The sequence below is a fragment of the Streptomyces sp. NPDC002889 genome (assembly GCF_042888425.1).
Lineage (GTDB): Bacteria > Actinomycetota > Actinomycetes > Streptomycetales > Streptomycetaceae > Streptomyces.
Genome location: NZ_JBIAPT010000003.1, coordinates 353,521 through 378,412, shown reverse-complemented (window position 1 = coordinate 378,412; position 24,892 = coordinate 353,521). Strand labels below are relative to the sequence as shown.

General features: G+C 71.4%; 22 protein-coding genes. 16 read left to right on the top strand and 6 right to left on the bottom strand.

Going from position 1 to position 24,892, the window contains the following annotated elements; genetic code table 11:
• Positions 1 to 8: 8 nt before the first annotated feature.
• The 4 genes from ACFYWI_RS06700 to ACFYWI_RS06685 all read left to right on the top strand — a co-directional run bounded on the left by ACFYWI_RS06700 (position 9) and on the right by ACFYWI_RS06685 (position 5,285).
• Positions 9 to 1,373, top strand: coding sequence for an NYN domain-containing protein (locus ACFYWI_RS06700; protein WP_389226144.1), 1,365 nt, complete (start codon positions 9 to 11; stop codon positions 1,371 to 1,373).
• 320 nt (positions 1,374 to 1,693) lie between these two features.
• A complete protein-coding gene (locus ACFYWI_RS06695; protein ID WP_389226141.1) occupies positions 1,694 to 2,719 on the top strand; it encodes an NlpC/P60 family protein in 1,026 nt (341 codons plus the stop codon).
• 201 nt (positions 2,720 to 2,920) lie between these two features.
• Entirely contained in the window at positions 2,921 to 3,952 is a 1,032-nt protein-coding gene (locus tag ACFYWI_RS06690; RefSeq protein ID WP_389226138.1) for an NlpC/P60 family protein, read from the top strand.
• 91 nt (positions 3,953 to 4,043) lie between these two features.
• Positions 4,044 to 5,285 (top strand): hypothetical protein, encoded by a 1,242-nt coding sequence (locus tag ACFYWI_RS06685; RefSeq protein WP_389226135.1) that lies wholly within the window; start codon positions 4,044 to 4,046, stop codon positions 5,283 to 5,285.
• Here the strand turns inward: ACFYWI_RS06685 and ACFYWI_RS06680 are convergent.
• Positions 5,242 to 6,504, bottom strand: coding sequence for a glycosyltransferase 87 family protein (locus ACFYWI_RS06680; protein ID WP_389226335.1), 1,263 nt, complete (start codon positions 6,502 to 6,504; stop codon positions 5,242 to 5,244). The genes ACFYWI_RS06685 and ACFYWI_RS06680 overlap by 44 nt on opposite strands.
• Before the next feature lie 101 nt (positions 6,505 to 6,605).
• On the opposite strand from ACFYWI_RS06680, the gene ACFYWI_RS06675 reads away from it, so the two are divergent.
• Positions 6,606 to 7,748 carry a glycosyltransferase family 4 protein gene (locus ACFYWI_RS06675; RefSeq protein ID WP_389226132.1) on the top strand — a complete coding sequence of 381 codons (1,143 nt, stop codon included), beginning with the start codon at positions 6,606 to 6,608 and terminating at the stop codon, positions 7,746 to 7,748.
• A gap of 119 nt (positions 7,749 to 7,867) precedes the next feature.
• Positions 7,868 to 9,484 carry a GMC oxidoreductase gene (locus tag ACFYWI_RS06670; protein WP_389226129.1) on the top strand — a complete coding sequence of 539 codons (1,617 nt, stop codon included), beginning with the start codon at positions 7,868 to 7,870 and terminating at the stop codon, positions 9,482 to 9,484.
• 270 nt (positions 9,485 to 9,754) lie between these two features.
• Here ACFYWI_RS06670 and ACFYWI_RS06665 read toward each other — a convergent pair whose 3' ends face one another.
• Positions 9,755 to 11,551, bottom strand: coding sequence for an AMP-dependent synthetase/ligase (locus tag ACFYWI_RS06665; RefSeq protein ID WP_389226126.1), 1,797 nt, complete (start codon positions 11,549 to 11,551; stop codon positions 9,755 to 9,757).
• A gap of 305 nt (positions 11,552 to 11,856) precedes the next feature.
• On the opposite strand from ACFYWI_RS06665, the gene ACFYWI_RS06660 reads away from it, so the two are divergent.
• The 6 genes from ACFYWI_RS06660 to ACFYWI_RS06635 all read left to right on the top strand — a co-directional run bounded on the left by ACFYWI_RS06660 (position 11,857) and on the right by ACFYWI_RS06635 (position 16,899).
• Positions 11,857 to 12,612: a metallophosphoesterase gene (locus ACFYWI_RS06660; RefSeq protein ID WP_389226332.1), complete on the top strand. Its 756-nt coding sequence runs from the start codon at positions 11,857 to 11,859 to the stop codon at positions 12,610 to 12,612.
• A gap of 127 nt (positions 12,613 to 12,739) precedes the next feature.
• On the top strand, positions 12,740 to 13,189 hold the full coding sequence (locus tag ACFYWI_RS06655) for an SRPBCC family protein (protein WP_389226123.1): 450 nt from the start codon (positions 12,740 to 12,742) through the stop codon (positions 13,187 to 13,189).
• Positions 13,189 to 14,541 carry an ArsA family ATPase gene (locus ACFYWI_RS06650; RefSeq protein ID WP_389226120.1) on the top strand — a complete coding sequence of 451 codons (1,353 nt, stop codon included), beginning with the start codon at positions 13,189 to 13,191 and terminating at the stop codon, positions 14,539 to 14,541. The genes ACFYWI_RS06655 and ACFYWI_RS06650 overlap by 1 nt, the downstream gene beginning before the upstream one ends.
• Before the next feature lie 66 nt (positions 14,542 to 14,607).
• The gene (locus tag ACFYWI_RS06645; RefSeq protein ID WP_389226118.1) at positions 14,608 to 15,048 is read left to right on the top strand and encodes a DUF5304 domain-containing protein; all 441 of its coding nucleotides are present in this window, start codon (positions 14,608 to 14,610) and stop codon (positions 15,046 to 15,048) included.
• 65 nt (positions 15,049 to 15,113) lie between these two features.
• Entirely contained in the window at positions 15,114 to 16,055 is a 942-nt protein-coding gene (locus ACFYWI_RS06640; protein ID WP_389226115.1) for an ROK family glucokinase, read from the top strand.
• A gap of 73 nt (positions 16,056 to 16,128) precedes the next feature.
• On the top strand, positions 16,129 to 16,899 hold the full coding sequence (locus ACFYWI_RS06635; protein ID WP_389226112.1) for an endonuclease/exonuclease/phosphatase family protein: 771 nt from the start codon (positions 16,129 to 16,131) through the stop codon (positions 16,897 to 16,899).
• Between the two features lie 198 nt (positions 16,900 to 17,097).
• On the opposite strand, the gene ACFYWI_RS06630 is transcribed toward ACFYWI_RS06635, so the two are convergent.
• The gene (locus tag ACFYWI_RS06630; RefSeq protein ID WP_389226109.1) at positions 17,098 to 17,658 is read right to left on the bottom strand and encodes a hypothetical protein; all 561 of its coding nucleotides are present in this window, start codon (positions 17,656 to 17,658) and stop codon (positions 17,098 to 17,100) included.
• Complete coding sequence (locus ACFYWI_RS06625; protein ID WP_389226106.1) at positions 17,651 to 18,457, bottom strand: alpha/beta hydrolase; 807 nt, start codon at positions 18,455 to 18,457, stop codon at positions 17,651 to 17,653. The genes ACFYWI_RS06630 and ACFYWI_RS06625 overlap by 8 nt, the downstream gene beginning before the upstream one ends.
• A gap of 184 nt (positions 18,458 to 18,641) precedes the next feature.
• Here ACFYWI_RS06625 and ACFYWI_RS06620 point away from each other — a divergent pair, with 184 nt between their 5' ends.
• From ACFYWI_RS06620 to ACFYWI_RS06605, 4 genes are all read left to right on the top strand, one after another.
• Positions 18,642 to 19,418: a lysophospholipid acyltransferase family protein gene (locus tag ACFYWI_RS06620; protein WP_389226104.1), complete on the top strand. Its 777-nt coding sequence runs from the start codon at positions 18,642 to 18,644 to the stop codon at positions 19,416 to 19,418.
• 28 nt (positions 19,419 to 19,446) lie between these two features.
• Positions 19,447 to 20,655: a MacS family sensor histidine kinase gene (gene macS, locus ACFYWI_RS06615; protein ID WP_389226101.1), complete on the top strand. Its 1,209-nt coding sequence runs from the start codon at positions 19,447 to 19,449 to the stop codon at positions 20,653 to 20,655.
• The gene (locus tag ACFYWI_RS06610; protein ID WP_389226099.1) at positions 20,652 to 21,326 is read left to right on the top strand and encodes a response regulator; all 675 of its coding nucleotides are present in this window, start codon (positions 20,652 to 20,654) and stop codon (positions 21,324 to 21,326) included. Before macS ends, ACFYWI_RS06610 begins: the two co-directional genes overlap by 4 nt.
• 154 nt (positions 21,327 to 21,480) lie before the next feature.
• Positions 21,481 to 22,509 (top strand): 6-phosphofructokinase, encoded by a 1,029-nt coding sequence (locus tag ACFYWI_RS06605; RefSeq protein WP_389226096.1) that lies wholly within the window; start codon positions 21,481 to 21,483, stop codon positions 22,507 to 22,509.
• 142 nt (positions 22,510 to 22,651) lie between these two features.
• Here ACFYWI_RS06605 and ACFYWI_RS06600 read toward each other — a convergent pair whose 3' ends face one another.
• Positions 22,652 to 24,556 carry a chorismate-binding protein gene (locus tag ACFYWI_RS06600; RefSeq protein WP_389226093.1) on the bottom strand — a complete coding sequence of 635 codons (1,905 nt, stop codon included), beginning with the start codon at positions 24,554 to 24,556 and terminating at the stop codon, positions 22,652 to 22,654.
• Between the two features lie 116 nt (positions 24,557 to 24,672).
• Positions 24,673 to 24,729, bottom strand: a complete 57-nt coding sequence (locus tag ACFYWI_RS06595; protein WP_389226329.1) for a trp operon leader peptide — start codon at positions 24,727 to 24,729, stop codon at positions 24,673 to 24,675.
• Positions 24,730 to 24,892: the final 163 nt, after the last annotated feature.

Here is a 24,892-nt window from a genome sequence, read left to right as displayed (position 1 = left end):
GACGGATCGTGGAGCAGCCACACAGCGGCGCTGAGCCGGCCGGTGCGGCCGGTGACGCCGCCGAGGCGCTCGACCGCCCGCTGCCGGAAGGTGTGCGGCGGCGGGTCGTCGCCCTGGTCTCGGACGCGTTCGGCGGCCTGACGGTCGCCGAACTCCCGGCCCAGTTGCGGCAGTACGCCCGTTTCACCCCGTCCCGGCGCGCCAAGTTCGCCGGCAATGCGATGGCCGCGGCCCTGGAGAGCGATCCGGTCTTCCGCCAGCGCATCGGTGAACGGATCGGCCAGGCGCAGCCGGAGCTGGCCCAGGCGCTCGAGTCCGGCTCCCCGCCCGCGGCCGCCGATCCCGTCGACGTGGCGGCCGCCGCCTATGTCCTGCGTCCCTCCGGATGGGTGAAACTGGTCGCCGCCGCGGGCGAGGAGGCCCAGCGCACCGCGGCCGAGCGCGCCGACGAGGAGGGCAGGCGCGAGCTGGAGCGGCTGCGCGCGGAGCTCGCCGAGGCACGCGACCACACCAGGAGCGAGACGGAGCGGTTGCGCGCCGAGCTGGACAGCGTGCGCAAGGAGGCCGATGCGCTGCACCGCAAACTGCGCAGCGCCCAGGCCGATGTGAAGCGCGGCGAGGCCGCCCTGCGCCGTACGGCCGCCGAGATCGACGCGATCAAGGCGCAGGGCGCGGCCCAGGTGTCGGCGGCCGAGAGCGAGAGCCGGCGGCTCAAGGCGCGGCTGGGGGAGGCGGAGGCCGCCGTGGAGGCCGGCCGCCGGGCTGCCCGTGAGGGGCGTTCCATCGAGGACATGCGGCTGCGGCTGCTGCTGGACACGGTGCTGGACGCGGCCCAGGGGCTGCGTCGTGAGCTGGCGCTGCCGCCGGCCGGGATTCACCCGGCGGACACCGTGGACGCCGTCGAGCCCGGCCGGATGTCGCCCAAGGACATCGCGGCGCGTGCCCTGTCCGAGACCGATCCCGCCCTGCTCGACCAGCTGCTCGCGCTGCCCCAGGCGCATCTGGTCGTCGACGGCTACAACGTCACCAAGACCGGCTATCCGACGATGCCGCTGGAGAAGCAGCGGCTGCGGCTGCTGGGCGGTCTGTCGGTCCTCGCCGCGCAGACGGGGGCGGAGATCACCTGTGTCTTCGACGGTGCCGAGCTGGCCGCGCCGGTGCTGCTGGCGCCCCCGCGCGGGGTGCGGGTGCTGTTCTCCAAGCCGGGGGTGACGGCGGACGAGCTGATCCGTCAGCTGGTGCGGGCCGAGCCGCCCGGCCGTCCTGTGGTGGTGGTCTCCACCGACCGTGAGGTGGCTGACGGGGTGGCCAAGGCGGGAGCCCGACCGGTCGCGTCCGCATTGTTGCTGAAGCGGCTTTCGCGCGTCTCGTAACTCCCGTCGCATATGCCCGAATTCGTGATGATGTTGGCGGGACGTTGCGTCAAGTGGCCACTACTACGCGTGTGATGCAAGTAAATAATCCGCGTGGCGGTGAGTTTTTTCGCTCGAGGATTTGAACTGATCACAAGAAGGTCACTAGGGTCGGGCCTCGAACCTTCGCGCGGTTGATCGCCCATCCGGGGTGACAGCGAAGGAACCGCCGAGTTTGTGCAGTTCGCCCCTTTTTCCCCGGAGGGATCCGACGCACCGACGCCGGGGATCAAACCCCCCACAGCCCGGTAGGCGGCTCGAGGAAGAAGGAGCTCGCCTTCGTGGCGTCCCACCGTCGTCCCAAGCAGCCGAGCCGCACCCGCGTGACCGTGCTCACCGCGACCGCCGCCGCGGCCGTCGCCATGACCGCCCAGAGCGCCCAGGCCGAACCGAAGCCGAGCAAGAGCGAGGTCAAGGAGAAGGTCGACCAGCTCTACGAAGAGGCGGAGAAGGCCACCGAGAAGTACAACGGGGCCAAGGAGCAGCAGGACAAGCTCGACGAGCAGATCGACGCGCTGCAGGACAAGGTCGCCCGCGGTCAGGACGAGCTCAACACCCTGCGGGACAGCCTCGGTTCGGTGGCGAGCGCCCAGTACCGCTCCGGCGGTATCGACCCCTCCGTGCAGCTCTTCCTCTCCGGTGACCCGGACACCTACCTGGACAAGGCCTCCGCGCTGGACCAGCTCGGCGCCAAGCAGACCGAGGCGATCCAGGAGATCCAGGCCAAGCAGCGCACCCTCGCGCAGCAGCGCCAGGAGGCCCAGGACAAACTCGGCGACCTCGCGGACACCCGCAAGGAGCTCGGCGAGAAGAAGAAGGAAGTCCAGAGCAAGCTCGCCTCCGCGCAGAAGCTGCTGAACTCCCTCACCGCCGCCGAGCGTGCCGCGCTCGCCGCCGACGACTCCCGTGCCAACCGGGCCAGTTCGCGTGCGGACCTCGGCAACGCCGTTCCCGCCTCGCAGCGTGCAAGTGCCGCGTTCGCCGCCGCGCAGTCCAAGATCGGCTCGCCGTACGTCTACGGCGCCTCCGGCCCGAGCTCCTTCGACTGCTCCGGCCTCACCTCCTGGGCGTACGCGCAGGCCGGTGTCTCCATACCGCGCACCTCGCAGGCCCAGGCCAACGCGGGTAGCCGGATCTACTCGCAGAGCGCGCTCCAGCAGGGAGATCTGGTCATCTTCTACGGCGACCAGCACCACGTCGGCTTCTACGCCGGCAACGGCCAGGTCCTGCACGCGCCCAAGCCGGGTGCGAGCGTGCGCTACGAGTCGATCAACAACATGCCCTTCCAGTTCGGCGTACGGATCTGACGAATCGTTCGGCGGGCTCACGCGCCCGCCCGAACGGGGGAATTCAGTCATATCGTGCTGACGTGACGCCCCGCCGGTGACCTGTGGTCTCCGGTGGGGCGTCACTTTGTGTGCCCGGTGCGGTCGTTGGCCGCCGCGTGGTCGCACGGCTACTCTCTGCCGCGCACTGTCCCCCAGTACCTGCGGAAGGGAGCGCGGCCTGTGGTGTCTCACCGCCGACCCGCACAGTCCGGCCTCAGTCAGAGCGCCCGGGTCACCGTCCTGTCCGCCGCGGCGGCAACGGCCGCAGCGGCTCTCGGTGCCGTACCCGCGAGCGCGGACCCGCGTGGACCCGCGACCGCCACCGGCGCCACGGTGGACCGGCTGTACGAGGAGGCCGAGCGGGCCACCGAGCACTTCAACAAGGCCGGTGAGCGTCTCGAGGAGCTGCGCGAGGACGTCGCGCACGCCCAGGACAGCGTCGCCCGCGGCCAGGAGCGCATCAACCGGATGCGTGGCGCGCTCGGCTCGATGGCCGGTGCCCAGTACCGCTCGGGCGGTGTGGACCCCGCCCTCGCGCTGCTGCTCTCCGAGGACCCGGACGGCTATCTGACGGCAGCGTCGGCCCTGGACCGCGTCAGCGAGCACCAGAGCGCGGCTCTGAACGGTCTGCGGCGGGCACAGCGCGACCTGGGGCAGGAGCGCGCGGAGGCGAGTCGCGACCTGCTCGAGCTGGAGCGCAGCCGGAGCGCCGTGGCCCGGCACAAGCGCGTGGTCGAACGCAAGCTGACCGAGGCCCGCCGACTGCTGAACTCCCTGCCGGACCATGAGCGCGCGGCGTACGACCGGGTCTCCCGCTCCGGCAGCGACCGGACACTGCCCGATCTGCCGGTTCCTACGCCCGGCTCCTCGCACGCCGCTGCCGCGGTGCACGCGGCCCGCAGCGTGATCGGCCGGCCCTATGTGTGGGGCGCGAACGGTCCGACCGGCTTCGACTGCTCGGGGCTCACCCAGTGGTCGTACGCCCAGGCGGGCGTGGGCCTGCCGCGCACCTCCCAGGCGCAGGCGCACGCGGGCCGCCAGGTCCCGCTGTCCCAGGCGCAGCCCGGCGACATCGTCACCTATCGCGGTGACGCCAGCCATGTCGGGATGTACGTCGGCAACGGTCAGGTGGTGCACGCGCCCTATCCGGGAGCGTCCGTGCGCTACGACCCGGTCGGCATGATGCCCATCCACGCGGTCACCCGCGTCTGAGCAGCGTGGGCCCGGTCCCCGGGCCCGTCCGGCACCGGGCCCCGCCCGCTTCCCCCGCCGGTTCCCGCGCACGTTCCGTACGATCGACGGCGTGGCAGGTCAGGGACATACGGGGCGCACACGGCGCGCGGCGATACGGCGTACGGCGGGGTTCGGCCTCGCCGCGCTGCTGCTGGTGGGCGGCTGCACCGCCGCCCCCGACCGGACCGACGCCACGCTCACCGGCATCCAGGAGACGCTGGACGCACGCGCGGAGGCCGTGCTCAGCCATGACATCGGCGGGTATCTCGCGGCTCTCGACCCGTCGGCCGCCACGCTGCGCGCGCGGGAGCGCAAGGAGTTCGACCACCTCGCGGATGTGCCGCTGGGCTCCTGGGAGTACCGCGTCAAGGGTGTGCGCCACCGGGGGGCCCGGGCCGTCGCCGACACCGAGCTGCGCTACCGCATCGCCGGATACGACTCCGCCCCTGTGACCACCTCCCGCACGCTGGAGCTGAGCGAACGCGACGGCCGCTGGTACGTGACCGGGGACCGCGCGGGCACCGGCAGCTCCCAGCTGCTGTGGCAGCAGGGCGAGGTCCAGGTCGTACGGGGCAGCCGCAGCCTGGTCCTCGGCGTCGGCCAGGACGGCAAGCGCCTGCGTGCACTCGCCGCGGCCGCGGACCGTGCCGTGCCCGTCGTCTCACGGGCCTGGCCGTCGACGTGGCCGGGCCGGGTCGTGGTCCTCGTGCCGTCGTCCGTGGAGGCCATGGGCAGGCTGCTGGGGGTTCCCGCGGCCGGATACCGGGGGATCGCCGCGGTCACCACCGGAGAGAGCGCACCGGCGGGGCGCTCGTCGGCGGACCGGGTGATCGTGAACCCGGATGCGTACGGGGTGCTCAGCGAGTTCGGCCGGCGGATCGTCCTGACGCATGAGACCACCCATGTCGCCACCCGCGCCCACACCTCGGCGGCCACCCCGATGTGGCTCTCCGAGGGCTTCGCGGACTGGGTGGCGTACCGCGGCAGCGGCCGCACGGCGGGGGAGACGGCTTCCGAGCTGCAGACGGCGGTCCGGGCCGGTGAGGTGCCCGTGGCACTGCCGGACGACGAGGACTTCGCGTTCGGCGGTGACACGAACGCGCTGGCGCGCGCGTACGAGGGCGGCTGGCTGGCCTGTGAGCTGATCGCGGAGCGCTGGGGCGAGGAGCAGCTCACCGCGTTCTACCGGTCCGTGGGCGAGGGCGAGCACCGGGACGTGGCGGTCGAGAGGGCGCTGGGCGAAGTGCTGGGCACCACCCCTGCGGAGTTCACCTCGCTGTGGCGGGACTATCTTCGGGAGCGGCTGGAGTGACGCTCCCACGGCCGCGGGAGGCCGGGACCGTCCGCCGCCACAGCCGGGCGCAGGCGATCAGTGCCGCGGTCACTAGGAGTCCGTTGCGCAGCACGAGCAGCAGCACCCCCAGCGGGTCGCTCGCCACCACCTGCGCGAACCACACCGGGAACTCCAGCAGGGTGACTCCGGTCGCCGTCAGTACCAGCCGGGCCGGGAGCACCATCGGGCTGCGGGCGTGGACCAGGCACACCGCGGCCAGGCCCACCAGCCAGAGCAGGTACTGGGGGCTGATCACCCGGCTGGTGACGGTGAACAGCAGGGTGGCGGCGAAGGCCGCGTCGCACACGGTGCCGGGACCGAACCTCCTTGCCCGCAGCCGCCACACGGCCAGCCACAGGGCCGCGGCCACCGTGAGCCCCAGCGCGATCCTGCTGACGAGCGGGACGTACGGGCCGATGAACTCGACCGACCCGTAGCTGAGCAGGACCTGTCCCTGCCAGCCGAAGTGCCGCGCCACATGGAGGACCGTCCCGCCCAGCGACTCGATCTCGGTGCCCCGGTCCCGCTGGGCGGTGACGAACACGAGTGCGCCCGGCATCGCCGCCCACAGCAGCAGGGCGAGCCCGCCGGCGGTGGCCGCCGCCGCGCCCCAGGAGCGCCGTGTCGCCCGCCCGCGCGGTGTGCCGACGAGCAGCAGCAGAGGCCACACCTTCAGCAGCGCCCCGAAGCCGGCCAGCGCCCCCAGGATGCGGGGCCGGTGGACTGCCCCGGCGGTGCTTCCGGCGAGGAGCGCGGCGACGGCGACGGCGGTCACCATCACGTCGAAGCGGGCGTACGCGGTCGGGCCGAGCAGCGGCAGGCCCACGATCCACATCCAGGTGCCACGGTGCCCGCCCCCGCCGCGCTCCGCGTGCCGCAGCATGCCCAGAACCAGCAGATCGCACAGCAGGGCGAGGACGAAGAACGCGGTCGGGTAGGCGAGGAAGGGCAGCAGAGCGGGGGAGAGGAGCGCGAGCGCGGCGCCGGGCGGGTACTGCCAGGTGATGTCGTCCACCGGATACGTACCGGCCCTGAGCACCTCGGACCAGCCCTGGTAGATCACCGCGACATCGCTGGTGACATCCGGGCCCGGAATCGTCACGACCTTGAGGACGCAGAGCAGCAGCGCGGCCCTGCTCAGGAGCCAGGTGAGGATCCACGCCCTGCCCTCGGGCCGTGCGCCGGGTGCGTCCGCCATGAGCACCACGTCCGATTCGTACGGGAACGGGTTGCGCCCATGATGCCGGTCGGGGACGGGCGGGAGCGGTGAGGCGGGGCCGTTCGGTACTGTCGGCGGCGATGCACAAGACCCTGATCGTGACCAACGACTTCCCGCCCAGGCCCGGCGGCATCCAGGCGTTCCTGCACAACATGGCGTTGCGGCTGGATCCCGGACAGCTCGTCGTCTACGCCTCCACCTGGAGGCGCAGCCGCGAGGGCATCGAGGCGACGGAGGCTTTCGACGCCGAGCAGCCGTTCACCGTCGTACGGGACCGCACCACGATGCTGCTGCCGACCCCGCGCGTCACCCGCAGGGCTACCCAGCTGCTGCGCGAGCACGGGTGCGAGTCCGTGTGGTTCGGGGCGGCGGCCCCGCTCGGACTGATGGCCCCGGCGCTGCGCAGGGCCGGGGCGCGGCGGCTGGTGGCCACCACCCACGGCCATGAGGCGGGCTGGGCGCAGCTGCCCGGGTCCCGGCAGCTGCTGCGCCGGATCGGCGAGGGTACGGACACGATCACTTATCTGGGCGAGTACACGCGCTCGCGCATCGCCGCGGCGCTGACACCGGCGGCAGCGGGGCGCATGGTCCAACTGCCGCCCGGTGTGGACGAGAAGACCTTCCACCCCGGCTCGGGCGGAGACGAGGTCCGCGCCCGGCTCGGGCTGAGCGAGCGGCCGGTCGTGGTGTGCGTCTCGCGGCTGGTACCGCGCAAGGGTCAGGACACCCTGATCCTCGCGATGCCGGCGATCCTGGCGCGGGTGCCCGACGCCGTACTGCTGATAGTGGGCGGCGGCCCGTACGAGAAGGACCTGCGGTCGCTCGCGGCCCGCACCGGGGTCGCCGAGTCCGTGCACTTCACCGGGGCCGTGCCCTGGGCGGACCTCCCCGCGCACTACGGGGCGGGAGACGTCTTCGCCATGCCGTGCCGCACGCGCAGGGGCGGCCTGGACGTCGAGGGCCTCGGCATCGTGTACCTGGAGGCCTCGGCGACCGGACTGCCGGTGGTGGCGGGCGACTCGGGCGGCGCGCCGGACGCGGTGCTCGACGGCGAGACGGGCTGGGTGGTCCCCGGCGGTTCGCAGGCGGCGGCGGCCGAGCGGATCGTGACCCTGCTCCAGGATCCGCAGCTGCGGCGGCGGATGGGGGAGCGGGGCCGGGCCTGGGTCGAGGAGAAGTGGCGCTGGGACCTGTTGGCGGACACGCTCAGAACGCTGCTGTGAGCCCGCGCCGGTCCCGCTCTGACACTTCGCTGAGCTGCGTAAACACTTTTTGACGGGTAGTCAGTTCCGGAGTCGTCCGAGAGCTGGGCGGAATGTGAAAATCCGCCCATGCTCCGGACATGACACCACATCTGACGCGTCGTCACCTGTTGGGCATCGCTGCCCTGCAGGCGGCCTCGGCGCTCGGCTTCACCCGCATCGGTCTCTCCGCGGCAGCCGCCGTGGAGCCCCCGGCCACCGACTACGCACCCGCCGTCGTCGTCGGTTCCGGCTACGGCGCGGCAGTCGCCGCGCTCCGCCTCGGCGAGGCGGGCATCGACACCCTCGTCCTCGAGATGGGCCGGCTCTGGAACACCCCCGGCCCGGACGGAAAGGTCTTCTGCAGTACGGGCGCGCCCGACCAGCGCGCCATGTGGTTCCGCACCCGCACCGAGGCGCCGCTCGCCACCTTCCTGTGGCTGGACGTCGTCAACAAGGACATCAGCCCCTACCCCGGCGTGCTCGACCGGGTCCGGTACGCCGACATGTCCGTGTTCGTGGGGCGCGGGGTCGGCGGCGGATCACTGGTCAACGGCGGCATGGCGGTGACCCCGCCGCGTGCGTACTTCTGTGAGGTGCTGCCCCAGGTCGACGCGGACCAGATGTACGGCACCTGGTTCCCCCGCGCCCGGCAGATGCTCGGAGTCAACACCGTGGACCCGTCGTGGTTCGAGTCGACCGAGTGGTACCGCTTCTCGCGGATCTCCCGCAAGCACGCCCACAACGCGGGCCTGCGGACCGTCTTCGTGCCCAGCGTCTACGACTTCGGATACATGCAGCGCGAGGCCGCGGGCCAGGCGGTCAGATCGGCGCTCGGCGGCGAGGTCATCTACGGCAACAACCACGGTAAACGCAGCGTCGACAAGACCTACCTGGCGGCCGCGCTCGGCACCGGGAAGGTCACCATACGGACGATGAGCCGCGTCGCGGCCGTACGCAGAAACGCGGACGGCACCTATGTGCTGACGGTCCACGAGACGGACGTCACGGGCCGGGTCGTCAGGATCGTCGAGGTCGGCTGCCGGCGGCTGTTCCTCGGTGCCGGCAGCCTCGGCACCACGGAGATCCTGCTGCGCGCGCGGGAGAGGGGCACCCTGCCCGACCTCAGCCCCGAGGTCGGCAGGGGCTGGGGCCACAACGGCAATGTGATGGCCGCTCGGGCCAACCACATGTGGGACACCGTCGGAGCCAACCAGGCGACGATGCCCGCCATGGGTATCGACGACTGGTCGAATCCCACCTGTCCGGTGTTCGCCGAGATCGCGCCGCTGCCGATGGGATTCGAGCACTGGATCAGCCTCTATCTGGCGATCACCAAGAACCCGGAGCGCGGCACCTTCAGCTACGACGCGGCGACCGACTCCGCGAGACTCAACTGGAGCCGGTCCCAGAACCAGCCGTCGGTCACCGCGGCGAAGTCGCTCTTCGACCGCGTCAACCGGGCCAACGTGACGATCTACCGCTACGACCTGTTCGGCGGCAACCGGATCTTCGCCGACGACTTCACGTACCACCCGCTGGGCGGCTGCGTACTGGGCCGCGCGACCGACAACTACGGCCGCGCCACAGGGTATCCGGGCCTCTACGTCACCGACGGCGCCCTGGTCCCCGGCTCCCTCGGGGTCAACCCGTTCGTCACGATAACCGCACTTGCCGAACGGAACATGGCCAGGATCCTCGCGGAGGATGCGTGGTAGCGCGCGAGGGCCGCTCGCTGCGCCGGGTCGTCCCCCACCCCTTCCCCTGCGTCTGGCGGTGTGGGGGACCCCCACGTGCCGAAACCGGGGCAGGCCTCCGGCCCAATACGGGCGGAGGCGGGCGTACCTTTCACACCCGCAGGGCGCAGGGGGAGTGTCCTCGCCGGACAGGCTGGACGTGTCCGACCGGGCACGTCCAGCCCCGTTGGTGGCCCGGAAGATCGAGGCGCTGGCTCCGGGGGCAGCGGCCCCCGGTACGAGCGAGTTCGCTCAGGCGCCGTAGATCGCCTCGATCTCGTGGGCGAAGTCCTTCGCCACCACATTGCGCTTCAGCTTCAGCGACGGCGTGATGTGGCCCGCCTCTTCGGTGAACTGGGAGGTGAGGATACGGAACTTCCGCACCGATTCCGCCTTGGAGACCGCCGCGTTGCCGTCGTCCACCGCCCTTTGGACCTCGGCCAGCAGCTCCGGGTCCTCGCGCAGCGCCGCCGCCGTGGAACCGGCCGGCTTGCCGTGGTCCGCGGCCCAGCGGCCGAGGAACTCCTCGTCGAGGGTCACCAGCGCCCCCACGAACGGGCGTCCGTCGCCCACCACCATGCACTCCGCGACCAGCGCATGGGCGCGGATGCGGTCCTCTATCACCGCGGGAGCGACGTTCTTGCCGCCCGCGGTGACCAGGATCTCCTTCTTGCGGCCAGTGATCGCGAGGTAGCCGTCCTCGTCCAGGGTGCCGATGTCGCCGGTGTGGAACCAGCCGTCGGTCAGTGCCTCCGCGGTCGCCGCCTCGTTGTTCCAGTAGCCCTGGAAGACGTGCTCGCCGTGCAGCAGGATCTCGCCGTCGTCCGCGATCCGCACCACCGAGCCGGGAAGCGGCTGGCCCACCGTGCCGATCTTCTGCCGGTCCCACGGGCTGAACGCGGTCGCCGCGCACGACTCGGTCAGGCCGTAGCCCTCCAGGACCGTGAAGCCGATGCCGCGGTAGAAGTGGCCGAGCCGCTCACCCAGCGGCGCGCCACCGGAGATCGCGTACTCGCCGCGCCCGCCCAGCACGGCACGCAGCTTGCTGTAGACGAGCCTGTCGAAGACCTTGTGCTTGATCTTGAGTCCGAGAGATGCGCCCTCGGGAGTGCTGGTGGCCCGGCTGTAGGCGATGGCCGTGTCGGCCGCCTTGTCGAAGATCTTGCCCTTGCCGTCGGCCCGGGCCTTCGCCCGCGCCGAGTTGTAGACCTTCTCGAAGACACGCGGTACGCCGAGGATCAGCGTCGGCCTGAAGGAGGCCAGTTCGTCGGTGAGGTTCTTGATGTCCGACACGCAGCCGAGCTTGATCGGCGCCATGACGGCGGCGAGTTCGACCATGCGGCCGAAGACATGCGCGGCCGGCAGGAACAGGAGCACGGAGCTCTCGCCCGTACGGAACAGCGGCTTGAGGCGCTCGACCAGGTTGCCGCACTCCGCGAAGAAACTGCGGTGGGTGAGCACACAGCCCTTGGGGCGGCCCGTGGTGCCCGAGGTGTAGACGATCGTCGCCGGGTCGTCGGCCTTGGCCGCCGCGCCGCGCTCGTCGACCGTCTCCTCGGAGATCTCCGCACCGGCGGCGGTGAGTTCCTCGACCGCGCCGTCCTCGATCTGCCAGACGTGCTTGAGGGCCGGCAGCCCGTCCCGCACCGACTCGACGGAGGCGGCGTGCGCCCCGCTCTCCACGATCACCGCGACCGCGCCGGAGTCGCCGAGTATCCACTGGATCTGTTCGGCCGAACTGGTCTCGTACACCGGGACGGTGACCGCGCCCGCGCTCCAGATCGCGAAGTCCAGCTGCACCCACTCGTAGCGGGTGCGGGACACGAGCCCGACCCGGTCACCGGGCCGGATGCCGGAGGCGATGAGGCCCTTGGCCGCGGCCCGCACCTCGGCAAGGAACTGGACGGCGTTGACATCGGTCCAGACACCGTCGACCTTGCGGCTCATGACCGCGACATCGGGATGCTGCGTGGCATTGCGGCGGATGAGATCCGTCAGATTGCCATCCGTGGGGACCTCGTACAGGGCCGGAAGGCTGAACTCGCGCAAGACTGCTGCTCCTCATCGGGCTCCGGCGCCACGGCTCTGTGTGATGCGCCGGCTGCGGTCCAAGATCGGGCAGGTGCTCGGGGTGGGGGTGAGCACGACTGGACTGCCCGGACGTTACCCACCAGTACTGGGTTCCCGATAGGGGGTCCCGGCCAGATGTTCCATGCGTCACACGTTCATGGATGTACTTCGCGCACAGTAGTCCACTTCGATGACGGCCCGGAAACAGCCGCGGAGCCCACCCCCTCTATCCAGCGACAAACGTGCGTTCTAGGGTGATCGTCATGCGAGGTATGCGAGTCAATGTGGTCAGTGACGTGCACGGCAATGCAGCAGACCTCGCCACCGCGGGTGACGGCGCCGACGCCCTGATCTGTCTCGGCGACCTGGTCCTCTTCCTCGACTACGCGGACCACTCGCGTGGCATCTTCCCCGACCTCTTCGGCGTCGAGAACGCCCATCTGATCGTGGAACTGCGCACCGCCCGGCGCTTCGAGGAAGCCCGTGAGCTGGCCCGCAGGCTCTGGTCGGAGCTGGAGGCGGACCGCGAGAGCGTCATCGAGTCGGCCGTGCGCCGCCAGTACGCCGAGTTGTTCGCGGCCTTCCCCACCCCGACGTACGCCACCTACGGCAATGTCGACATTCCGACTCTCTGGCCGGAGTACGCCGGACCCGGCACCACCGTCCTCGACGGCGAACGCGTGGAGATCGGCGGTCGTGTCTTCGGATTCGTCGGCGGCGGCCTGCGCACCCCGATGCGCACCCCCTACGAGATCTCCGACGAGGAGTACGCGGCCAAGATCGAGGCGCTCGGCGAGGTCGACGTGCTCTGCTCGCACATTCCGCCCGATGTCCCCGAACTGACCTACGACACCGTCGCGCGCCGCTTCGAGCGCGGCAGCGGGGCCCTGCTCGAGGCGATCCGGCGCACCCGGCCGCGGTACGCCCTCTTCGGCCATGTCCACCAGCCCCTCGCCCGCCGGATGCGCATCGGCGCGACCGAGTGCGTGAACGTCGGACACTTCGCCTCCACCGGGCGCCCCTGGTCCCTCGAGTGGTGAGGCGGGCCCGTGGAGAGTGCGGATCCGGCCCCGCGAGGACACTGCCTCGCTGACCGGCCGCCCGGTCGCGATAACCTGCACAGCACTACACCACCCCCGGCCGTACCGCATGTGAGGAGCCGCAGCGATGGCGGAACACACCAGCTCGAGCATCACGATCGATGCGGCACCGGCCGAGGTGATGGAAGTGATCTCCGACTTCACCCGCTACCCCGAGTGGACCGGCGAGGTGAAGCAGGCCGAGGTGCTCGCCAAGGACGCCGAGGGCCGCGCCGAGCAGGTCCGACTGGTGCTGGACGCCGGAGCGATCAAGGACGACCACACCCTCGCGTACACCTGGAAAGGCGACAACGAGGTCAGCTGGACCCTCGTGAAGTCCCAGATGCTGCGCGCCATCGACGGCTCCTACACCCTCGCCCCGGTCGGCGGCGGCGACCGCACCGAGGTCACCTACCAGCTGACCGTCGACGTCAAGATCCCCATGCTCGGCATGATCAAGCGCAAGGCCGAGAAGGTCATCATCGACCGCGCCCTGGCCGGTCTGAAGAAGCGCGTCGAGAGCGGCGCCGCCGCCTGATGCGCAGGGTCCTCGTCACCGGCCTCGGCGGCGCGGGCCGTACCACCGTCGCCGCGGCCACCGCGCTCGCCGCGGCCCGGGCCGGCAAGCGCACGCTCTTCCTGTCCGCCGAGCCCGGTGAGGTCCTCGGTGCGCCGCTCTCCGCGCGGCTCGGAGCACCGGCCGAGGTCGCGGACGGGCTGTGGGCCGCCCGGATCGAGCCCGGCGCCGACTTCCGCACGGAGTTCCTGTCGCTGCAGGAACGCGGCTCCGCCCTGCTCGGTCTGCTGGGCGCGCGGCCGCTGGAGGACGAGGAGCTGACGGACCTCCCCGGCAGCGAGCAGTTCGCGCTGCTGCGCGCCCTGACCGTCGCCGCGCGCGGCGACTGGGACGTGGTCGTCGTCGACATGCCGCCGCTGCGCGAGACCATCGCGCTGCTGGCCCTCCCCGAGCAGCTGCGCCGCTATCTGCGACGGCTCCTGCCGCCCGAACGGCAGGCCGCCCGCGCGCTGCGTCCGGTGCTCGCCCAGCTCGCGCGGGTACCGATGCCCGCGCAGTGGCTGTACGAGACCGCCGAGCGCTGGGACACGGAACTGGCCGGGGTCCAGTCGGTGATCGAGTCCCGGAACACGAGCCTGACCGTCGTCGCCGAGCCGGGACCGGCCGCGGCCGACGCGCTGCGCACCGCCCGCACCGGGACGAATCTGCACGGGCTGGCCGTCGACATGATCGTGGCGAACCGGTGCGTGCCGCGCGACGGTGCCGACACCTGGGTCGCCGTCCTCGCCGCCCAGCAACAGAAGTGCCTCGACGAGTGGTTCGACGCGTGGCTCCCGGCCGGCCCGGTCTGCGAACTGCGCCATCTGGGCCGGGACCCGCGCGGCCTGGACGACCTGGCGCTGCTGCGGACCGGCTCGAACCGCTCCTCGTTCGAGCGGGACTTCGCCGAGGGCGAGGACGCCGGCATCGACGGGCTGCTCGTCGCGCTCCACCGGGACCGGGAGGAACGGCGCCCGGACCCGTGGCGGGTCGAGGACGTGTACGCGCAGGCCCTCGTGCTCGCCGAGGAGAGCCGAGGGCTCGCGGGCACGGACAACCACCGGCACGGCAGGAACGCTGTGCTCCCCAAGGAACCGGAGCCGGTGGACGACGGCACTCTCCTGTGGCACATCCCGGTGCCCGGCGCCGTCAAGGAGCAGCTCACTCTTGTCCGCCGGGGGGATGAACTCCTGATCACGGTCGGGCCGTTCCGGAGGATCTTTCCGCTGCCGTCCGCCCTGCGGCGCTGCACCGTGGCGGGCGCGTCGCTCGAGGAAGGTGTACTGAGCGTGCGCTTCACACCCGACCCCGGACTGTGGCCGCGCGGTCGCTGAACGCAGTACCCCCCATTCGGGTAACGTCGAGCGTACAAACTCTCAGTTCTGCCGCAGGAGTACGCCATGAGCGATGCCACCGAGCGTCCGGCCGTCGACGACGACGCGTGGGCCACGGCGTGCGAGGAGGACCTTCAGGAGGAGCGGGCCCGCCGCCGCGCACAGTACGGCCCGCAGCCCGGCTCGGCCGCCGAGGAACTGAAGAAGCTCCTCGACGCGGTCGCCGACAAGGTCTCCGCATTCCAGACGTCACTGCCCGGCATGGCAGCCCAGAGCGCCGTCCAACAGCTCGTCGGTCAGGCGAAGGCCGCCGTCGAGCCGGTCATCGAGCGCAACCCGCAGGTCTTCGACCACCTCGCGGCCGCCGGCAACGAGCTGCTCGCCGCCTATCGATCCGCCGTCGAGGGTCATGAGCGACGCTGGACACAAGGGCCGAACACCGCCGAGGACGCCACGGACCCGCGTGACGAGGGCCCCGCGGCGAGCGAGCACATCGACCTGGACTGACCGGGCCGTGCCCGCCCTCGGGTACCGTTGGCCGTAGCGGGGCTCGACCGAATACTGAGGGACACATGGGACTCACCATCGGCGTCGACATCGGCGGCACGAAGATCGCGGCGGGCGTGGTCGACGAAGAGGGCACCATTCTCGAGACGCACAAGGTGCCCACCCCGTCGACTCCCGAGGGCATCGTCGACGCGATCTCCGCGGCCGTCGCCGGGGCCGGCAAGGGGCACGCCATCGAGGCCGTCGGCATCGGCGCCGCGGGCTACGTCGACGACAAGCGCGCCACCGTGCTGTTCGCGCCGAACATCGACTGGCGGCACGAACCCCTCAAGGACAAGGTCGAACAGCGCGTCGGCCTGCCCGTCGTGGTCGAGAACGACGCGAACGCCGCAGCCTGGGGCGAGTACCGCTTCGGCGCCGGCCAGGGCCACGAGGACGTCATCTGCATCACCCTCGGCACCGGCCTCGGCGGCGGCATCATCATCGGCAACAAGCTGCGCCGGGGCCGCTTCGGCGTGGCCGCCGAGTTCGGCCACATCCGCGTCGTGCCGGACGGACTGCTGTGCGGCTGCGGCAGCCAGGGCTGCTGGGAGCAGTACGCATCCGGCCGCGCCCTGGTGCGGTACGCAAAGCAGCGCGCCAACGCCACGCCGGAGAACGCCACGGTGCTCCTCGCGCTCGGCAACGGCACCATCGACGGCATCGAGGGCAAGCACATCAGCCAGGCCGCCCGGCAGGGCGACCCCGTCGCGCTCGACTCGTTCCGCGAGCTGGCGCGCTGGGCCGGTGCGGGCCTCGCCGACCTGGCCTCGCTCTTCGACCCGTCGGCGTTCATCGTCGGCGGCGGTGTCTCCGACGAGGGCGAGCTGGTACTCGGCCCGATCCGCAAGTCCTTCCGGCGCTGGCTGGTCGGCGGCCAGTTCCGTCCGCACGCCCAGGTACTCGCCGCCCAACTGGGCGGCAAGGCAGGCCTGGTGGGCGCGGCGGACCTGGCACGCCAGGGCTGAACCGCCGCCGCGGTGCATCCGTGCCCGTCGCGCCCTCTGGGGTTGCGGCGGGCACCGTCGTATGTTGATCCACATGGCCATGAGTACGACGCGTACGCTGCCCAACTCCCGGACCGAGCCGGACGGTTCGGCGGTGATCCGGGTCCTCGGCTACAACATCCGCTCCATGCGCGACGACGAGGACGCACTGGCGAGAGTGATCCGCGCATGCGAGCCCGACCTGGTGTTCCTCCAGGAGGCCCCGCGATTCTTCCGCTGGCGCAAGCACGCGGCACGCCTCGCGGCCAGGACCGAACTGGTGATGCTCGCCGGCGGCGCGACCGCGTCCGGGCCGATGCTGCTGTGCTCACTCCGGGCGACCGTGGAGCGCACCGAGGACGTGCTTCTGCCGCGCACGCCGGGCCTGCACCGACGGGGCTTCGCCACGGCGGTGGTACGGATCGGGGGCGCCCGGATCGGGCTGCTCAGCTGCCATCTGAGCCTGCAGTCCGGCGAGCGCTACGCCCAGGCGGGGATGCTGCTGGAGCAGCTGGCCGCGCTGGACGTCCCGCACGCGATCGCGGCGGGCGACATCAACGAACGTCCGGGCGGGCGGAGCTTTCGCAGGCTCGCGGGCGAACTGCAGGACTGCTGGGCGGTCAGCCCCTGGGGCGGGGAGCACACGTCGACGCCGACCGACCCGCACCAGCGCATCGACGCCGTCTTCGTCACGCGCGACGTGGAGGTGCTGGGCTGTGGCGTACCGCTGCACCTGCCGGGCATCACGGAACCGGACCTGAAGGCGGCGTCGGACCACCTCCCGGTCCTGGCGGCGCTCCGGGTCCCGGCGGTGCGGTGTCCTTGAGCGGGCTGCGGACCGGGCCGGCCGCGTGACGTGGGCCGCTCCGGGGCTCGTGTCCGGGACTGCTCACCCGAAACCGTCCCGCTCAAGGCTTGTGACGCCTCACGTCCCGGACACGGCCCCTGCGCGTCCCTGACCCGGGGCGGGGGCGGCAGCCCCCGCCGCACGCTGCCGGACGCAGTCCGGCCGACGAAAGGGGACTCAGACCACCGCGCCGCGGCCCGGGTCGTCGCTCTCGTCGTCGCCGTGGGACATCCGGGCCACCAGCGTCGCGAAGCCGCCCAGGAAGCCGCCGATGCACAGCGTCGTCAGCCACCACGTCATGTCCCACTGCAGCAGCACCGCGAGCAGCATCAGCACCGGGCCGCCGACCACCGCGAGCCAGGCGAACCTGGACGTGACGTCCGCCTCCGGCAGTGGCGGGGGCTCCGGAGGCACGAAGTGGCCCTCGTCGCTTTCGTCGAGGTCGTCGTCCTTCGCCTCGTCCACCTGGTAGTCGCGCGGGCCGCCGACCCCGGGCGCGAAGGTGATCGAGCTGCCCAGCGCGGGCTTGTCCGCACCGGAGTCCTCGTCGTCGGAGTCCTTCCCCGCCGGGGCCTCGTGCACCCTCTCCTCGAGGAGGGCGAGGTCCTCCACCGACTTGAACGGCTTGGCTCCCGGTGGGTCGGCCGGCTCCTCGCCGTAACCGGCGATGATGGCCGCCCAGGCGGCCTCCTCGTCGATCGGCTGCGGCTCGCGGTCCGCGTCGTGCTGCTCAGCCACCGGCTGTGCTCCCTCCCAAGGCTTCCTGCGTGGCGGACCAGGCGGTCCCGGCACCCGGAGCGAGCCGGCCGATGAACGCGTAACTCTCCTCGAAGATCCGCTCCGCATCATGGTCCAACGTCGCCACGTGGTAGCTCTGTTCCAGCAGGATCTCCGAGACGTCCCTCGACGACACCCGGCTGAGGATCCGCGCCGAGTCGGCCGGCGGCACCACATGGTCCTGAGGGCTGTGCAGAAGCACCATCGGCTGGGTGACCTGCGGCAGCTCACCGTCGACCAGCTTCAGCAACGACCGCAGCGCATGCGCGGCGTGCAGCGGCACCCGGTCGTACCCCACCTCGACGGAGCCCGGCTTGGCGATGTCGTTGGCCACGCCCTTGGTGGAGGGCACCAGGTGGCGCACCACGGGCAGCACCTGGGCGGCGAGCCCCCACATCCTGTTCGCCGGGTTGACCAGGACGATGCCCGCGACCGCGTCACCGTGCTTGGCCGCGAGCCGCAGGGTGAGCGCCCCGCCCATGGACAGGCCGAAGACGAAGACCTGGCTGCATCGCTCGAGCAGGGAGCGCAGTGCGCGGTCCACCTCCGCGTACCAGTCCTGCCAGCCGGTCACCTGCATGTCCTGCCAGCGCGTGCCGTGACCCGGCAGCAGCGGCACGGACACCGTCAGCCCGCGTTCCGCGAGGTATTCGGCCCAGGGGCGCATCGACTGCGGGGACCCGGTGAATCCGTGACAGAGGAGGACACCGACCTCGCCGCCTTCATGGCGATACGGCTCGGCTCCAGGAAGGACCGGCACCAGGGCCTCCTGTTCGTGGGGATGTTCGTGGGGACGTGCATGAGGTTCGAATCGGTGTACTTCACGGTACGCGACCGGACCGACACCGACCAGGGTCGTCCGCCCTCCGGCATGGAACCGCGGCAGGGAGTGCGGGCCCCCCAAGGGTTAAGGTCTGTTCGACGGCACACAGGAGGCACCCGAGTTGATGTACGGCGCAATGAAGTTCTCCATCGGAGGCTCGCTGAAGCTTGCCTTCAGGCCTTGGGTGGAGGGCTTGGAGAACATCCCCGCGGAGGGGCCCGCCATCCTCGCGAGCAACCACCTGTCGTTCTCGGACTCGTTCTTCCTCCCGGCGGTTCTCGACCGCAAGGTGACCTTCATCGCCAAGGCGGAGTACTTCACGTCGCCGGGCGTCAAGGGCAAGCTCACCGCCGCGTTCTTCAAGGGCGTCGGGCAGCTTCCGGTGGACCGCTCGGGCGCGCGCGGTGCGGGCGAGGCGGCGATCAAGGCCGGTGTACAGGTCATCGAGTCCGGTGGTCTGTTCGGCATCTACCCGGAGGGCACCCGCTCCCCGGACGGCCGCCTCTACCGCGGCAAGCCGGGCGGCCTCGCGCGCGTGGCGCTCGCCACCGGCGCGCCCGTGATCCCGGTCGCGATGATCGACACCGAGAAGATCCAGCCGCCCGGCAAGGTGATCCCCAAGCTGATGCGCCCGGGGATCAGGATCGGCAAGCCGCTGGACTTCGGCCGCTACCACGGCATGGAGCACGACCGCTTCATCCTGCGCTCGGTGACCGACGAGGTCATGTACGAGATCATGAAGCTGTCCGGCCAGGAGTACGTGGACATCTACGCGACGGCCGCCAAGCGACAGCTCGCCGAGGAGAAGGCCGCGGCGGACAAGGCCGAGAAGGCCGCCCGCGCCGAGGCGGAGAAGGCCCAGAAGGCACAGAAGAAGTCGCACCGGTCGGCCGCGTAGCCGCGGCGTCGGTCCGGGGGTGGGGGAAATGGCCAAGCGCGAGCGGGTCGTGCGGATGTCGGTCGAGCTGCCGCTGTGGCGTGCCCTCACCGCGTACCGCGTACTGACGATGGTCTACGCGGTGCTCCTGTTCGTCTTCACCCGGCAGAACTTCGAGCGCTCCGGCGTCGCGGCCGCCTTCCTGGCGGTGATGGTCCTCTGGACGCTCGTCACGCTGCCGAAGGTCGCGAACGCGGCCCGCTGCACCCGGGGTTTCCTGGTCGCCGATCTGACCATCGCCCTGACCGGCATTCTGCTGACCCCGCTCGCCGACGCCCAGGCCCAGCAGGTCGACGGCCCCACGCTGCCGACCATATGGACGGCGGGGTCGGTCCTCGCCTTCGCCATCAAGGGCGGCTGGCGGTGGGCCGGGGTCGCCTCCTCCTTCGTCGCGGTCGCCAATATCGTCGAGCGCGGCGAGCCCAGCCGGGACACCTTCCACAACGTCCTCCTGGTCTGGGTCGCGTCCATCGCCATCGGTTACGTCGTCGAGGTGGCCCGCGCCTCGGAGCGCACGCTCGCCCGCGCCCTGGAGATCGAGGCGGCGACCCGGGAGCGGGAGCGCCTCGCCCGCGACATCCACGACGGCGTGCTCCAGGTGCTGGCCATGGTGCAGCGGCGCGGTGCGGCGCTGGGCGGCGAGGCCGCCGAGCTCGGCCGGATGGCGGGCGACCAGGAGGTCGCCCTGCGCACCCTGGTGGCCAGGGGCCTGGTGACCACCTCACGGGTCTGGGAGGACGAGTCGGAGGGCGCGGTCGTACGGGTCGTGGAGGTGCCCGACGACGACGAGTCCGATCGGCCGCACGACCTGCGCACCCTGCTCGCCCCGCACGCCGGGTCGAAGGTGAGCTTTGCCGAGCCGGGTGCCCCCGTGCTGCTCGATGCGCCCGCGGCCCGGGAGCTGGCAGCGGCTGTCGGGGCCGCCCTGGACAATGTCCGCAGGCATGCGGGAGACGGCGCCCAGGCCTGGATCCTGGTCGAGGACTGGCCGGACGAGGTCGTCGTCACGGTGCGGGACGACGGCCCGGGCATCCCCGAGGGCAGGCTCGCGCAGGCCGAGGGGGAGGGGCGCCTCGGCGTCGCGCTGTCCATCCGCGGGCGGCTGCGGGAGCTCGGCGGCTCGGCCGAGCTGATCTCGGTGCCCGGGCAGGGTACGGAAGTCGAACTGAAGGTTCCACGGGGGAAGGCAGGGAAATGACGGACCAGCAGACGATCAGGGTGATGGTGGTCGACGACCATCCGATGTGGCGGGACGCGGTCGCCCGCGATCTGGCCGCGGCCGGGTTCGACGTGGTCGCCACGGCCGGCGACGGCCCGCAGGCGGTGCGCCGTGCCAAGGCCGTCGCCCCCGACGTGCTCGTACTCGACCTCAATCTGCCCGGTATGCCCGGCGTCCAGGTGTGCAAGGAGCTCGTCGGCTCGCAGCCCTCGCTGCGGGTGCTGGTGCTGTCCGCCAGCGGTGAGCACGCCGACGTACTGGAGGCGGTCAAGTCCGGTGCCACCGGATATCTGCTCAAGTCGGCCAGCACCGAGGAGCTGACGGACGCGGTGCGCCGCACCGCGGTGGGCGACCCGGTCTTCACGCCGGGCCTCGCCGGGCTGGTGCTCGGTGAATATCGCCGTCTCGCCTCGGAGCCCGCGCCGGCGGCCGGTGCGGACGACCCGAAGGCGCCCCAGCTGACCGACCGGGAGACCGAGGTGCTGCGGCTGGTCGCCAAGGGGCTCTCGTACAAGCAGATCGCCGAGCGGCTGGTCATCTCGCACCGCACCGTCCAGAACCATGTGCAGAACACGCTCGGCAAGCTGCAGCTGCACAACCGTGTGGAGCTCGTGCGGTACGCCATCGAGGCAGGCCTGGACGGCATCTGACCGGGCGAGCGGTTTCACCCTTACCCGTACGGGTGAATGAGGGTCGGCCAACCGCCCTATGACGTACAGGAATTGACCTTTCGCCCCATCCCTGAGTGACCTGGATCACCATTAGCGTGACGGTCATAAGGCTCTCCAGGCGAAGGGAAGTTCCATGCGTGTCGGAGTACTGACCGGGGGCGGCGACTGCCCCGGCCTCAACGCGGTCATCCGCGGGCTCGTCCGCAAGGGTGTGCAGGAGTACGCGTACGAGTTCGTCGGCTACCGGGACGGCTGGCGCGGTCCCCTCGAAGGCGACACCCTCCCGCTCGACATCCCGGCCGTCCGGGGAATCCTGCCCCGCGGCGGAACCATCCTCGGTTCGTCACGCACCAACCCGCTCAAGGAAGAGAACGGCATCCGCCGGATCAAGGAGAACCTCGCCAAGCACGAGGTGGACGCCCTGATCGCGATCGGCGGCGAGGACACCCTCGGGGTCGCGGCGCGGCTGCACGACGAGTTCGGCATCAAATGTGTCGGCGTCCCCAAGACCATCGACAACGACCTGTCCGCCACCGACTACACCTTCGGTTTCGACACCGCCGTCGGCATCGCCACCGAGGCCATCGACCGGCTGCACACCACCGCGGAATCCCATATGCGGGTCCTCGTGGTCGAGGTGATGGGCCGTCACGCCGGCTGGATCGCCCTGCACTCCGGGCTGGCCGGCGGCGCCAATGCCATTCTGATCCCCGAGCAGCGCTTCGATGTCGACCAGGTCTGTGCCTGGGTGACCTCGCGCTTCAAGGCCAGCTACGCGCCGATCGTCGTGGTCGCCGAGGGCGCCATGCCCAAGGACGGCGAGGCGGTGCTCAAGGACGGCTCGCTGGACTCGTTCGGCCATGTCCGGCTTTCCGGAGTCGGCGAGTGGCTGGCCAAGGAGATCGAGAGCCGCACGGGCAAGGAGGCACGAACGACGGTCCTCGGCCACGTCCAGCGCGGCGGCACCCCGAGCGCCTTCGACCGCTGGCTGGCCACCCGCTTCGGGCTGCATGCGATCGACGCGGTGCGGGACGGGGACTACGGGAAGATGGTTGCGCTGCGGGGCACCGACATCGTGCGGGTGCCGATCGCCGAGGCGACGGCCAGGCTCAAGACGGTCGACCCGAAGCTCTACGAAGAGGTCAGCGTCTTCTTCGGCTGAGCTCGGTGTGGGCGGGGCCGGGGCATGGCCCGCACATCCGCGAGGTGCGGCCCATGCCCCGCATTCCCTGACGACTCCCTTGACGCCCCCATCACCGGCCGGCGCGGCGAGAACGTCCGGGTCCCCACCGCGCCGGCCACGGTTACGGCCGGCGCTCCGGTACGGCGGCGAGCAGCTCGCCGACGATGCCCGCGCCGTCGAGCGTGAGCACGGACTCCGGGTGGAACTGCACCGAGGCGAAGGATCTGCCGCGCAGCCCGTGGACATCGCCCGAGGCGAGGTCCCGGCTGACCTCTACCTCGTGCCGCGCCAGCAGCCGTGCCGCTGCCGCCCCGTCGCAGCGCGCCGTGAAGCTGTTGTAGAAGCCCACCGTCTGCGTACGCCCGAAGAAGTCGATCCGCTCCTGCGCCCCTTGGTACGGCGCGTCCTTGCGGACGATGTCCAGGCCCAGCTCGGCTGCCAGCAGTTCATGGCCGAGGCAGACACCCAGCAGCCCGTACCGGTGCTCGCGCAGCAGCTCGGCGGCGAGCGCCCGCAGGAAGCGCATCTTGGGGTCGGCCCGGTCGGCGGGATCGCCGGGGCCGGGACCGAGCACCACCGGCCCCTCGTGCGCGAGCACGCGCTCCCGCAGGCCCGGCTCGTCATAGCGGCGCACAGTCACCTCCAGCCCGGTCGAGCGCAGCAGATGGGCCAGCATCGCGGTGAAGGTGTCCTCGCCGTCGACGATCAGGGCATGCCCGCCGAGCCGCGCCGAGCGGTCCTGCATCCGCAGCCAGAACGGGGCGAGATCGGCGCGGCGGGCGTCGAGAGCCGCCCGTACCCGCGGGTCGTCCGCGAGCCGCGGCGGTGTTTCCCGCTCGGCCGGCCGCCCCGGCCGTACTCCCAGCGCGGCGAGGACGCCCGCCGCCTTGGCGTGCGTCTCGGCGACCTCGCCCGCCGGGTCGGAGTGCCGCACCAGGGTCGCCCCGACCGGCACCCGCAGCGAGCCGTCCGCGTCGATGTCGGCGGTACGGATCAGAATCGGCGAGTCCAGCGTCTGGGACCCGCCCGTGTCGCGCCCGATCAGCGCCAGCGCACCCGCGTAGTAGCCGCGTGCGGTCCCGTCCCGGCCGAGGGGCTCGTAGCGTTCGATGACCCGGCACGCGTTCTGCACCGGCGAGCCCGTCACCGTGGCCGCGAACATGGTCTCCTTCAGCACCTCGCGCACATCGAGGGAGGAACGCCCGCGCAGCTCGTACTCGGTGTGCGCGAGGTGGGCCATCTCCTTGAGCCGGGGCCCGATCACCACCCCGCCCATGTCGCCGACCGTGCACATCATCTTCAGCTCCTCGTCGACGACCATGGAGAGTTCCTCGCACTCCTTGCGGTCGGCCAGGAAGCCCAGCAGCGCCTCGGGCGTCGGCCCCTCGGGCGGATAGCGGAAGGTCCCGCTGATCGGGTTCATCACGACCGTGCCGCCACTCATCCGCACATGGACCTCGGGGCTCGCGCCGACGAGGGTGCGTCCGCCCGTCTCCCGCGACCCTGTGTGCACGACGAACGTCCAGTACGCGCCCCGCTCGCCCGCCAGCAGCCGGCGGAACAGGGCGAGCGCGTCGGCCCGGCCGAAGCCGGGGATCTGCCCGGTGAAGGTGCGGCGGATGACGAAGTTCGCGCCCTCGCCCCGGCCGATCTCGTCCTGAACGACCCGGCGGACGATGTCCGCGTACTCCTCGTCGCCGACGTCGAACGCGCCGCCCTCGACCCGTACCGCGTGCCGCGGCAGTACCGCGAGAGCCTCGGCGAGCGGCAGTTCATGGCACTCGTCGGCGACCAGCACCGACAGCGGGGTGCCGTCGTCGCGTACGTCGAAACCCCGCTCTGCGATCTGGCGGAACGGCACCAGGGCGAGCGCGGGACGGTCGCCGACAGGGATGTCGGCGAGGCGTTCGACTTCGTGCACCTGACCGATCAGCACCTCGACGGTGTCCTGGTCGTGGCCGGGTGTGCGGCGGCGCAGCAGGGCGAAGGGCGGGCAGTCGTCGTCCAGCAGTCGGCTGAGGGGCATGGGCGTGGGTTCCTTCCGGGGGGAGGAACGGCCGCCGCTTTCCGGGCTCACTGTCCGGGAAACACTGAAGGCCGCCCCTCGGGCGGCCTTCGCGATTCGATGTCTGCGCGAAAAAGTCAGTGGGCCGCCGGATCTGCGGTCCACCACCAGTTCTGGATCTGCTGCGCGAACATGTCGCAGACCCTAACGCATCCGCCCGCGGCGCCGCAGCTCGTCCCACGACGGGGACGGGCCGCGAAGCCGCGGGCGGAGTGCGCGGACCGGGACCGGCTCAGATCAGCAGGTTGTAGATCTGCCAGCCGGTGCCGATCTTGGTGCGGGCGGCGAACGGGGTGG